4 protein-coding genes are annotated in these 10420 nt (G+C 60.3%); 1 reads left to right on the top strand and 3 read right to left on the bottom strand.

Annotated elements, in window-relative coordinates:
* Positions 1-3855, top strand: a 3855-nt coding sequence (locus tag BGIM_RS0132430) for a tandem-95 repeat protein (protein ID WP_162136312.1), incomplete at its 5' end; no start/stop codon positions are given.
* Between the two features lie 505 nt (positions 3856-4360).
* Here BGIM_RS0132430 and BGIM_RS0132415 read toward each other — a convergent pair.
* The 3 genes from BGIM_RS0132415 to BGIM_RS0132405 are packed head-to-tail and all read right to left on the bottom strand — an operon-like array spanning position 4361 to position 10289.
* Positions 4361-7480: an efflux RND transporter permease subunit gene (locus BGIM_RS0132415; protein WP_020473822.1), complete on the bottom strand. Its 3120-nt coding sequence runs from the start codon at positions 7478-7480 to the stop codon at positions 4361-4363.
* Positions 7477-8712, bottom strand: a complete 1236-nt coding sequence (locus BGIM_RS0132410; RefSeq protein WP_020473821.1) for an efflux RND transporter periplasmic adaptor subunit — start codon at positions 8710-8712, stop codon at positions 7477-7479. Before BGIM_RS0132410 ends, BGIM_RS0132415 begins: the two co-directional genes overlap by 4 nt.
* Positions 8709-10289, bottom strand: a complete 1581-nt coding sequence (locus BGIM_RS0132405; protein WP_020473820.1) for a TolC family protein — start codon at positions 10287-10289, stop codon at positions 8709-8711. The genes BGIM_RS0132410 and BGIM_RS0132405 overlap by 4 nt, the downstream gene beginning before the upstream one ends.
* Positions 10290-10420 lie beyond the last annotated feature (131 nt).

Genomic DNA, 10420 nt, shown 5'->3' with positions numbered 1-10420 from the left:
GCCTGCGAACGCTGTGCCGCACTATCTCATAAAGTTAGAGGCTCTTATAACGCTTACGATGGAAAGAGCACGAGCCAGACAAGGGTTGTCACGATCAACCTGACCCCGGTCAATGATGCCCCTGTTGGCGCCGCCGACAGTTACACGTTGGACGAAGGAACAACGTTGGCCGTGCCCGTGGCGACGGGAATTCTGGCGAATGACACGGATGTTGACGGCGACCCGCTCACCGCCGTCATCGCCACCGAACCGGCTCACGGAACGCTGACGCCAAACCCGGACGGCTCCTTCACCTACCTGCCCGCCCACGGCTTCATCGGGAACGATTCATTCACTTATCGGCCAAACGACGGGACGGTGGACGGCGCCGAGGTGACGGTGTCCCTGACCGTCGTCGAACGGAACGACCCGCCGACATCGGCGGCCGACAATTACACAACGGACGAAGACACGCTCCTGACCGTGCCGGCCGGAACCGGCGTCCTCGCCAACGACACCGATCCGGACGGAGATGCCTTCACCGCCGAGATCGTTGCCAACCCGTCGCATGGCACGCTGTTGTTAAACGGAGATGGCTCTTTCACCTATGTCCCGGCCGCCAACTTCCACGGCGAAGATAGTTTCGTTTACAGGGCTTTCGACGGCGCCGAGCGCGGGGCTGACACGACCGTCACCATCACCGTCAACTCGATCAACGATGTCCCGGTGGCCGTTGGGGAAACGGCGGCGACCGACGAAGACACCCCGTTGACAATCAATGTGCTGGCCAACGACTCGGATGCCGACGGCGATGCGATATCCCCTGTCGTTGTCAGTGGCCCGGCCCACGGTTCGCTGACGTTGAACAGTGATGGTTCTTACACCTATGCCCCGGCCGCCAACTTCCACGGCGAAGACAGCTTCACCTATAAGACCAACGACGGCCAGGCCGACAGTAATGTGGCGACGGTGACGATCACCGTGCGGTCTGTCAACGACTTGCCGGTTTCGACGGCAGACACATATTCAATCAACGAAGACACCACGTTGGCCGCCCCGGTCCAAACGGGCGTTTTTGTCAACGACTCGGACGCCGATGGCGACTCGCTGACCGCCATCGTTGTCATCGGTCCCTCTCATGGCGCACTTACCCTCAATCCGGACGGTTCCTTTGCCTACACACCGGCCGCCAACTTCCACGGGACGGACGGCTTCGTCTACAAGGCTTCCGACGGAACGGCGGCCGGGGCCGACACGACCGTCACCATCACCGTCAACTCGGTGAATGACGTTCCGGTGGCGGCGAATGATGCCGTGGCGACTGATGAAGACACGCCGCTGACAGGGAATGTGCTGGCCAATGACACGGATGCGGACGGTGATTCGCTGACCGTGATTGTCCTCGCCCAGCCAGCCCACGGCACGTTGAGCCTGAACGCCAATGGTTCGTTCACCTATGCTCCCGCCGCCAATTACAACGGGCCGGATTCGTTCACTTACAAAGCGAGCGACGGCGTCTCTGTCAGCAATGTGGCGACCGTGGCCATCACCGTGCGGGCCGTCAACGATGTGCCGGTTTCCGGGGATGATTCATACACCGTCCATGAGGACGGCATCTTGGTGGCCGGCCCGGCCAATCCGCTGCCGACGCCGGTACTGGCTTACAACTTCGACGAAGCGGGAACCGGAACCGCCCCCGTGTTGGATCGCGGCTCGGCCCCGACGACCAACGGGACATTCTCCGGCGCGGCCACCCGCACGGCCGGCGGCGTCGCCGGGTCGCCGACCGGGGCGTTGAGCCTTTCCAGCGGCGTTGGCTATGTCACCCCCGGCGCGGCCAGTGATTTGAATTCGCTGACCTCCATGACACTGACACTTTGGGTCAATGTGAGGGATGCCGCCGCCCAACTCGGCGGCAAGCGGTTGATTGGCACCGGATCCGCCAACATTGGTTCGACGCCAGCCGGCACGCGGACCTGGCGTCTCGGATTCGATGATTTCAACTTGGGCGGCTCGACGGCGGCCAAATTCCGGCCGACCTTTTCCGTGGCCGAATCGAACGGCTCCGGCGGATACGGGGCGACGGGCCTCACCGCCCCCGGAACTTTGGATGCCTCAAACAAGTGGGTGTTTCTGGCGGTCACGTTCAACGGCGGCTGGATTCCCGACACGAGCCTCGCCACCATCTACGGTGGTGGCGTAGGGACCGAGGTCTCTTATTTGAACAGTTCCGCGTTCAACGGGGCATCCCTCACGGGATTCAACCCGCAAAACCTGTTCATCGGCGATCCGTCCGGCGGACTGCCCGCGTGGATGGACGATGTCCGCATTTACAGCCAGGCTCTCAGTCAGGCCGATGTGGAGCTTGTCCGGCAGTCCGGGGCGGCCGTGAATTTCCCCGGCGTGTTGACGAATGACACGGACACCGAGGGTTCGCCTCTCTCGACCGCCATTGTCGCCAATCCCGCCCACGGCACGGTGTCCCTCGGGGCGGACGGGCGGTTCGCCTACAAGCCGGACGCCAATTACAACGGACCGGACAGTTTCACCTACCAAGCCAATGACGGCACGGCCAACGGGAACATCGCCACCGTTTCACTGAATGTGACCGCCGTGAACGACTCGCCGAAACTTTACAGTGTCGGCTACCGCACGACCTTGGAAGACACGCCGATTTCGTTCGCCAGCCCGAATAATTTCGTCTTGGAAGACGTTGACTCCGCGACCAGTTCTGCGCCGCTGAAACTCACGATTGACTTCATGCAAGGCTCGGGAATCATTGGCCTGACCCCGACAAACGGGGCGACGGTGGCGGGCAATAATTCAACCGTGGCGGTCATCACCGGAACGGTGGCCCAGATCAACGCCACGCTCAACACGCTGGTGGTGACACCGCCGGCCAACTCGAACGATAACTCGACGACACCGCCGACCGTGCGGCTGACGGCGGACGATCAAGCCAACGGCGGACCGGGGGCGCAGACCATTTCGACTTGGAGCGGCTTCGGCGTTACTCCGGTGAATGACGCCCCGAGTTTCACCGCCGGGGCCGACCAGACCGTGAACGAGGACTCCGGCGCCAAGACCGTGGCCAATTGGGCGACGGGCATCGTCCGCGGCCCGGCCGACGAGGCAAGCCAGACCGTGGCGTTTGAAATCCTGACCAACAGCAACCCGGCCCTGTTCTCGGCCGCTCCGACCATTGATGCGACGGGAACGCTGAAGTACACGCCCGCCGCCAACACCTCCGGCACGGCAACCATCACCTATCGGCTCCGCGACAATGGCGGCACGGCCAACGGCGGCGTTGATGTTTCCGCCACCCGCACGGCGACTATCACGGTCCGCAATGTTCCCGATGTGGTTTCAACGGTGGTGAACAACGGCGAGGTTCAGCGATCGCGGGTGATCAAGATCGCCGTCACCTTCGACGGGCTGATGGACACATCGCTCCTGACACCGGCGGCGTTCACCCTCAAACGGCAGGGAAACAATGTTTCCGTTGGCAGCCTCGCCGTCGCCTTGAGCACGGTGAACGGCAAGACCGTGGCGACTCTCACCTTCTCCGGGGCAAACACCGAGTCCGGGTCGCTCATCGACGGCCGATGGACACTGACCGTCTTGGCCAGTCGCGTCCGCGACACGGCCACCAGCCTGTACATGGCGGCCAATTATACCACAACCTTGCACCGGCTCTTTGGCGACGCCGACGGGGATGCCGACGTGGACACCAGCGACCGGAACGCTTTCACGGCCGCCTATGGATCGAGTTCCAGCCAGGCCGCCTACAAGGCATGGTTTGATTTCGACCTCAGCGGGGCCATCAATAGCACGGACAAAAAGCAGTTTGACAATCGGTACGGAAAAACCGTGTGATGGCGGGGTTGATGCTGGAGAATTTGCCTTAATGCAAAATCAACAGACATTTGATGTGAGATTCCAAGAGCCCCACTGCGTGAGCGGTGGGGGTGGATTCCTGAGTGTGACGGCCACCCCCACCGCTCACGCAGTGGGGCTCTTGAATTCATTTGCAAATGCTGATGCTTGATTTTGCATTATGCTCTCCAGCATCAGCTTGGGTCTGGCATTTTGGGCCATTTTCAAAGGCTCAAAATCGCTGCGCATTTGTCCAAAATCATCAGGCGACCCCCCGGTTTTACCGGGGTTTTTGAAAAATAGTGTTCAGTTGGCCCACTGTTTTTGACCACTTTTGGGGTGTCCAACTGTCCAAAAATGGTCGCCGGACGACTGTTTTTCATCGTTTCAGATCACTTTTGGGTCGCATTTTGACCGCTTTTGCAATCTTGAAAAATGATCGCCTGTAGCGTGTTGGCGAAAATCGCCTGATTGGTCTTTTCTGTTTGCCGAATCAAACCCCTGTTCATTTCAATCCTGATTCGCCAGATTCGGAGGCCGGTTTCAACGGCACTTGCGGGGCGAAGATTTCATAAAGAACCGGCACGACGAACAATGTCAACAGGGTGGAACTAAACAGGCCCCAGACGATCACGGTGGCGAGCGGGCGTTGCACATCCGATCCCAATCCGGTGGCGAGAGAGGCGGGCAGCAGGCCCAGAATGGCGACCAGCGAGGCAAGCAGAATCGGACGGAGACAATCGAGCGCGCCCTTGAGAATCGCCTCGCGGAACTCCATCCCTTCCTGCCGCAAGGCGGCGATGGAGCGGACCATCAACACGCCGTTCATGATCGAGACGCCAAAGAGGGCCGCGAACCCGACGCCAGTGGAGACGTTTAGATTCATCCCCCGAATCCATAAAGCCAGCACCCCGCCAATGAACGCGAACGGGACGGAGAGAAGCAGCAACAACGCCGACCGAATCGAGCCGAAAGTGACAATCAACAATCCGAAGATCAAGACGACGGTGATCGGAATCACCAGCACAAAGTGATTGCGGGCACGCTCCAGATTTTCAAACATTCCCAGCCAGCCGACCCGGTAACCGACAGGCATCGTCGGGCGAATCGATTCGTCAAAAGCTGCTTGGGCTTCTTTGACGAATCCTCCTTGGTCCCGGCCGACAATGTCGCACCGCACGGTGATTCGGCGTCGGCCGTTTTCACGGGCGATGATCGTCTGGCCGTCGATCAACTCGATGTTGGCCACTTGGGAAAGCGGCACCGGAACCCCGTCCGCGTTGTGCACGGGGAGACGGCCCACCGCCGTCGGCGAATTGGCAACGTATCGGTCAACCCGTGCCGCGATGTCGAATCGGCGTTCCCCTTCATACAGCGTTCCGGCCGCTTCGCCTCCGAGGGCGGTGTTAATCAGTTTGGTCACGTCCTCAATGCGGACATTGTGCCGGGCGCACGCCTGCCGGTCGGGGGTGATGACCAACTGCGGCTGCGGCCCCTCTTGTTCGATGTTCACATCTTGAGCACCCGGAATTGTTTTGAGCAGGTCAACCGTTCGCCGGCCCAAATCGAGCAACACTTCCGAATCAGTCCCGGAGAATTCGACCGCCAGATTTGCGGAGGTGCCGTTGGTGTCTTCGGTCACGCTGTCGATGATCGGTTGGGTGAAGTTAAACCGGCTGGTCGGGAATTCTTCCCGCAGTCGTTTGCCGATGACGGCGACCAAATCTTGCTTACGCTTGAACTGGGTCCACTCTTCCTTCGGCTTGGGAATAATCATGATCTCCAACCGGCTCGGCGGGAACGGATCGGTTCCCGAGTCATTCCGCCCGGCTTGCACCGAGATCGACCGCACATCCGGGAATTCCAAAGCAACCTCCCGGATTCGCCGGCCGTATTCGCTGGTTTGCCGCAATGAGGTGCCCTCCGGGAAATTGGCCCGCACCCAGACAACGCCTTCATCCATGTACGGCAGGAATTCAATCCCGAGCCGTGGCATCACCCGCATGACGACAAGAGCCAGCCCGCACACCACGACCGCGACCACCACCCACCGGGCCGACAGCATCCCGCGCAAGACGGTCTCATAAACCGGCCGCGAGATCCGGAGCAGCGGATTTTCCCACTCTTCGTATCCGTTGCGGAACAAAATCGTCGCCAGCACGGGAATCACGAACAGGGCAAAAAACATCGATCCGCCAAGGGCATACACCATCGTCAGGGCCATCGGCCGGAACAATAAACCTTCGATGCTCGACAGGGATAGCAACGGCAGATAGGCAACCACGATCATCAGGATCGAAAAGAACACCGACCGCTCGACTTCCAAAGCAGCTTTCAAAACCACTTTGAACACATCCGGCTTTTCCTCCCGATGGCTGGCCTCGCCGAGCCGCCGGGCCACGTTTTCCGAAAGGATGATGGCCCCGTCCACGATGATTCCGAAGTCGATGGCCCCGATGGAGAGCAACCCGATGGGGATGCCAGTCAGATACATCAGCACCAGCGCAAAGAGCAAAGAGAAGGGAATGGTGACGGCCACCAACGCGGCCATCACCGGTCGGCCCAAAAACAGCAGCAGCACCAACACAACCAGCGTGACGCCCAGCAAAACGCTATGGCCGACCGTGTGCAGCGTGTTATCGACGAGATGCTGGCGATCATAGAAAGGCGAGATTTTTACGCCATCGGGCAATTCGGTTTCGTTCAATTCTTTGACGGCATCGGCCACGTTCGCCAGAACCAGCGACGGGTTTTCTCCCCGCCGCATCAGGACGATTCCCTCAACCCCGTCGTCCGTGCGATCCTTGCTGTAAATCCCGGAAGGCGTGAGGTTATCGAGGCCGACATTGGCCACGTCTTTGAGGTAAATCGGCGTGCCGCCGACCGACTTGACGAAGGTGTCCTCGATCTGCCGAAGGTCTTTCAATGCCCCGCTGCCCCGGATGACGAAGGACATGCTCCCACGCTGCAACACGCTGCCCCCGGCCGAGGCGTTGTTCGTCTTGATGGCTTCGACAATGTCATTGAGCGTCAGCCCGAAGCGGTCCAAATCCGCCGGTCGAAAGGTGACGGCAAATTGTTTCTGCAAGCCGCCGAAATTGGACACTTCGGCCACGCCGGCCGCCCGGAGCAGGCGGGGGATCACCACCCAATCGTTCAGCGTGCGCAAGGTCATCAAATCGGTGGCGCCGTCCGAAATGAGTTCGTAACGGTAAATTTCCCCGTAGGCGGTCGCCAGCGGCCCGAGTTCGGCCTCGGCCCCGTCCGGGAGTTTGATGCTGGAAAGTTTCTCCTGAACGCGCTGTCTGGCCCAATAGCTTTCTGTTCCTTCTTTGAACACCAGTTGAACGACGGACAGCCCGAAAATCGTCCGCGAACGAATCACGTCCACATTGGGGACATTTCGCATGGCGATTTCGATGGGAACCGTGACCTGCCGTTCGACTTCTTCCGGTGCTCGCCCCGGATAAGTGGTGATGATTTGAACAACTTGCGAGGAGATGTCCGGGTAAGCATCGATGGGTTGCTGGCGGAACGAATAAACCCCGGCCGCGCCAATGAGGATGGCCAAGCCCAGAACGAGCCAGCGGTATTGCATGGCTCGCTCGATCAGAAACGCGATCACGGGTGGCCTCCCGCAACGGTCGACGAGGGAGCTTGCAAGGCCCGCACGGCCAGCGGCTTGAACAAGATGGCCCCTTTGCCGACGATCTTCTCACCCGGTTTCAACCCGGACAGAACCTCCACATCCCCGTTTCGGGTTTCGCCGATCTTCACTTCCGTCACCCGCCAGACATTTGCCTCGGCGGCGCAGAGGACATACTCCGCGCGGCCGATGTGCAAAACGCCATCGGCCGGGACAAGCAATGTTTCACGGGGGTCGGTCCCCAACCCGATCTCGGCAAACATGCCGGGCCGGAGTTGATCTTTCAAATCGTTGATGGCGAAAAGCACCCGGAGCGTCCGGCGCTCTTTCGACAGCGCCGGGGCGATGCTGTTGACCTTCCCGGTGAATTGTTCGTCGGGCAATCCGAAAAAGTTCGCCCGACAAGCCTGTCCGATTTTGACCCGGTTGAGCCGGCCTTCCGGCACATCGGCGAGGACGATGTCGATGTCCGAAGTGGCCGACTTCAGCAACTCCGGATCAAGCCCGGATTGTTGGAGCAGTTTGCCGGAAGCGGCCTCGGCCCGTTTCGCCACCCGAACGGCCGTCTCCGCCTCATGAGTTTCCTTACGCCCGGTGATCTCCGCTTGAATGAGATTGGCCTTTTCGGCCGCCAGGTCCTTGGGGGTGTCCGTCCCGGCGGACACCAGTTTTTCCAATCGGGCAACCACTTGCTTTTGGGCGTCCAACCGGGCGGCGGCGAGTTGTTTCACCTGAATGATTTGCGTTTCCGCATAGGTGATGTCCGCCAGGGCTTTTTGCCAGTCCGTGTGGGCGGTCAACACTTCCGGCGAATCGAACTGCCAGAAATCATTCCCTTTGCCGTTGCCCGGCCGAAGACTGGCCGCCACCCGGCCGGTCACCATCATCAACGGGTCGGTGATGGTTTCTTGGCGAACGGCGGCCGTGGTCACCTTGGAATCAAACGGCCCGCCCGGCTGGACGCGGATCAATCCCGGCCCGATCACCTCAACAACCTCGGCCGCCGGGCGGGTGGCGTCGCTGTTTTCCGTCTTGGGTTTGGAACTTGGGGCAAAAAGCAGATAGGCAAGGAAAACGAGTGTGACGACCAGAGCGATGACGAATTGAGAAGCGGACCCGATTTTCTTCCAGAGCGTTGACGACCGGGCGGCGGACGATGACTGGCCGGACGGCGCCCCGTCCGGCGGCAGGTCTTTCAAGCGGTCCGTCATGGCGAGATCTTCTTCCCGATGGTTGAGTAATATTTCACCAGTGCCCGGCCGTAGCCCGCCCGGCTATTGATGAACAATCGGTAGGTTTCCCGATAGTTCCGCTGGGCGTCCAGCACGTCGATCAACGGGCGGCCGCCGGCCTCATAGGCGGTGTTGATCGCATCCCTCACTTGGGCGGCCAGTTTAAGCTGCTCACCGGCCACCGCTTGGGCATTCGCCGCCGAGGTTCGGAGTTCCTGATCGGCCTGCACCACATCCGCCCGCAACGACACCAACCCCGCCTGAAACTCGAACTGGTTCTGCACCATCACCGATGTGGCCTTGTCCACATTCCCCTGATTCCGGTCGCTGATCGGCAGGGACATCGTCAGGGCGACGCTATAAGAGCTGGCATCCGGGAAGCCGACCGCCTTCTGCTGGTATTGGCGGGTATAGCCTAACTGCGGGGTGACCGTCGGGTAACCCTTTCGCCGTTCGGACTCGATCCCCGCCCTCGCTTGAGACACCCGCAACCGCATGGCGCTCAAATCCGGCCGGTTTTGCTGGGCGACGGCAAACGCCTCCTCCACCGGAAGCGGTTCCATCAACGTCTTGTCGCCCAACGTCCCGGCCACATCGAAATCAACATCGGCATCAGCCCGGCCAATGATGGAGCGAAGCGTCGCCCTGGCCCCGACCAGCGTGTTCTCGGCATCCCGCACGGCCTGTTCGCTCTTTAAACGATCCAGCCGGATGCGATTCAAATCAACTTGCGGCCGGCCACCGATTTCAATGGCTTTCTCGGTGACGGCCTCCACCCGTTTCAAGTTGCTCACATCCTGCCGGGCCAGTTCCAGAAGCGCCTTTCCCTCCAACACATCATAGTAGGCAGTGGCGGCCTCCAATATCCGCTGCCGAACACGGTCGGCATATTCCGATTCCGAAACCCGCACCCCCAGCAAGGCGGCTTGCATCGCCGCCGCCCGTTTGCCAAACAAGAACCAGTCGATGGAATAGCTGAGGTTCACATCCTGTTGCGGCGGCCCTCCCTGCCGTGTCACCGTGAACGGGCGGGTGAGCGGAAGCAACTGCGCGTCGGTGAATAATTCGGGGTTGGGCCGCAACGAGGCGGTCAGGGCGTCGGCATTGGCTTGGTTGATCCCTTCAAACCCCGCCCTTAACTTTGGGTCCGCAAGCAACGCGGCGTTGATGAGTTGATCCATCGTCATCGCGCCTTTGGCCGCCGGGGCCTCTTTCGGCGCCGGAAGCGAATCTGGTTGGGATTTGGCCGCCGGTTTGGGATCTGGATCTTTCACGCCGGCCGGTTGATCCGCGGCAAACCCGGCTTCGGCAATGTCCTTTGGACGAGTGGAAGCAAAACCAACGGCGACAGGTTCCGCCGGCTCCGACGGAGGAGACTCGACGATCACTTCAGGCAACGGGGCATTGATCTTTTCAGGCGTGGAGTCATCAATCTTTCCGGCAAAAACGTGATCCCCGGCGTCGTCCTGAATTTGATGAACCGCGCAACCCGCCACAGACGCCAGCAGGGCGACGGCAAGGCATCCCCTCTTGTTCATTTTGCCGAGTCCACTCATTGCTTCTCCCCGCAGGCTGCGCAGAGGCCCTGCCCGATGCGGGTCGCTTGGGTCTGTGGGATCTTTATCGGTTATGCCGATCTGAATAAGCAATGAGATGGCGGGATTTTGGCTTTTCCCTACACAGAGAT

It is taken from the genome of Zavarzinella formosa DSM 19928 (assembly GCF_000255705.1).
Taxonomy (GTDB): Bacteria; Planctomycetota; Planctomycetia; order Gemmatales; family Gemmataceae; genus Zavarzinella; species Zavarzinella formosa.
The sequence above is the reverse complement of the archived record's forward strand: the minus strand, read 5'-3'. Positions and strand labels throughout refer to the sequence as shown.